We start from the raw sequence: 1,996 nt of genomic DNA, 5'->3' as shown, positions 1-1,996 counted from the left end.
TGATCATCTGGATCCAATCCCTACGCGAGGCTGAAAGCTCAGTATGACAGTCGATTTTCAAACGTGGATGCGGGCTGTCTGGACCAGCATCATGGAGCCGTCCGATATGGCCCGCAAAGTTGTCGCGGTCGATGTGCCGCGCAATACGCTCTGGACCGGACTGGCCTTGGTTGCTGTGATCAATGTGATCCTTGTCACCTTGCTGCAACTGCTGACACCGGCACCTGTCGCCTTTCAGGATCAGGTCTTTGGACTGTCGCCTTTCTCTTATGCGGCGATCATCGGTATTTTTCTGGTGATGTTCGTCTATGGCACTTTTTATGTCGGCCAGATGCTGGGCGGCAAAGGAACGCTGGTGGCCACGCTTGCCATTATCGTCTGGTTCCAGTCTGTCAGTCTCACGCTGGAAGTGATCCAACTGGTGCTGGTGCTGATCAGCCCCGCGATTGCCTCGCTTTTCGGACTTCTTTCGCTGGGCGCGCTGATCTGGTGCTTTGTGAATTTCGTCAACGTGCTGCACGAGTTCAACAATCTTGGCAAAGCCATCGCTGCGGTCGTTCTGGCATTGCTTGCGACCGGACTGGCGGCAGGGCTTCTCATGGCGATCCTGGGGATTGGCCCGTCAGGAGGGGTGGCATGAGCTTTGATGTCGCAAAGATCCGTGCCGATTTCCCGATCCTGTCGCGGCAGGTCAACGGCAAACCGCTGGTTTATCTTGATAACGGGGCTTCGGCGCAAAAGCCGCAGGTCGTGATTGATGCGGTCACGCGCGGTTATGCCGAAGAATACGCCAATGTGCATCGCGGCTTGCACTACCTCAGCAACCTCGCGACCGAGAAATACGAAGGCGTGCGCGGGATCATCGCGCGGTTTATCAATGCCCCGTCAGAGGACGAGATCGTCATCAACTCCGGCACCACCGAGGGCATCAATATGGTGGCCTATGGCTGGGCCATGCCGCAGATGGAAGCGGGGGACGAAATTGTCCTGTCGATCATGGAACATCACGCCAATATCGTGCCGTGGCATTTCCTGCGCGAACGGCAGGGCGTGGTCATCAAATGGGTCGATGTGGATGCCAACGGCGATCTGGACCCGCAAAAGGTGATCGACGCGATCGGCCCCAGGACCAAGCTGGTGGCGGTCACCCATATGTCCAACGTGCTGGGCACCGTCGTTGACGTCAAAGCGATCACAGCAGGCGCCCATGCCAAGGGCGTGCCGGTGCTGGTCGATGGGAGCCAGGCAGCCGTGCATATGCCGGTTGATGTGGCCGATATCGGCTGTGATTTCTATGCGATCACGGGGCACAAGCTATATGGGCCATCGGGGTCAGGGGCGATCTTTGTCAGCAAAGCCCGCTTGGCCGAGATGCGCCCCTTCATGGGTGGCGGCGATATGATCCGCGACGTGACCCGCGACATGGTGACATGGAACGACCCGCCGATGAAGTTCGAGGCAGGGACACCCGGGATCGTGCAGACGATCGGGCTGGGGGTTGCATTGAACTATATGATGGATATCGGCATGGACCAGATCGCCGCCCATGAACGGGGATTGCGGGACTATGCCCGCGACCGTCTGGCCGGGCTGAACTGGCTCAGCGTGCAGGGGATGTCGGCGACCAAAGGTGCCATCTTTTCGTTCACGCTGGACGGGGCGGCCCATGCGCATGATATCTCGACTGTGCTGGATAAAAAGGGCGTGGCCGTGCGGGCTGGGACCCATTGCGCGATGCCCTTGATGGAGCACATGGGGGTGGGGGCCACCTGTCGGGCGTCATTCGGGATGTACAATACCACCGATGAGGTTGACGTCCTGATCGATGCTCTGGAACTCTGCCACGATCTGTTTGGGTAACTCCGGACCAATCGGGTAGGGTAGATCAAGATCCACCCTACTTTGCCGTTGCGAGGGGGCTTTACGGGCGCTATAGACACCCCAAAGCACCCGTAGCTCAGCTGGATAGAGCGCTGCCCTCCGAAGGCAGAGGCCA

At 58.8% G+C, this 1,996-nt stretch carries 2 protein-coding genes; both read left to right on the top strand.

The window, feature by feature from the left end; all coding sequences use genetic code 11:
* Window positions 1-43: 43 nt before the first annotated feature.
* Window positions 44-640, top strand: a complete 597-nt coding sequence (locus tag NWQ23_RS15490) for a YIP1 family protein (RefSeq protein WP_306167292.1) — start codon at window positions 44-46, stop codon at window positions 638-640.
* Window positions 637-1,860, top strand: a complete 1,224-nt coding sequence (locus NWQ23_RS15485) for a cysteine desulfurase (RefSeq protein WP_306167291.1) — start codon at window positions 637-639, stop codon at window positions 1,858-1,860. Before NWQ23_RS15490 ends, NWQ23_RS15485 begins: the two co-directional genes overlap by 4 nt.
* Window positions 1,861-1,996 lie beyond the last annotated feature (136 nt).

Origin of the sequence: Yoonia sp. (genome assembly GCF_030731595.1) — a bacterium.
In the GTDB taxonomy this organism is placed as follows: Bacteria; Pseudomonadota; Alphaproteobacteria; order Rhodobacterales; family Rhodobacteraceae; genus Yoonia.
The sequence above is the reverse complement of the archived record's forward strand: the minus strand, read 5'-3'. Positions and strand labels throughout refer to the sequence as shown.

Coding starts and splice junctions, on each gene's coding strand:
- NWQ23_RS15490 (WP_306167292.1), top strand. CDS start 44: ATGACAGTCGATTTTCAAACGTGGATGCGGGCTGTCTGGACCAGCATC.
- NWQ23_RS15485 (WP_306167291.1), top strand. CDS start 637: ATGAGCTTTGATGTCGCAAAGATCCGTGCCGATTTCCCGATCCTGTCG.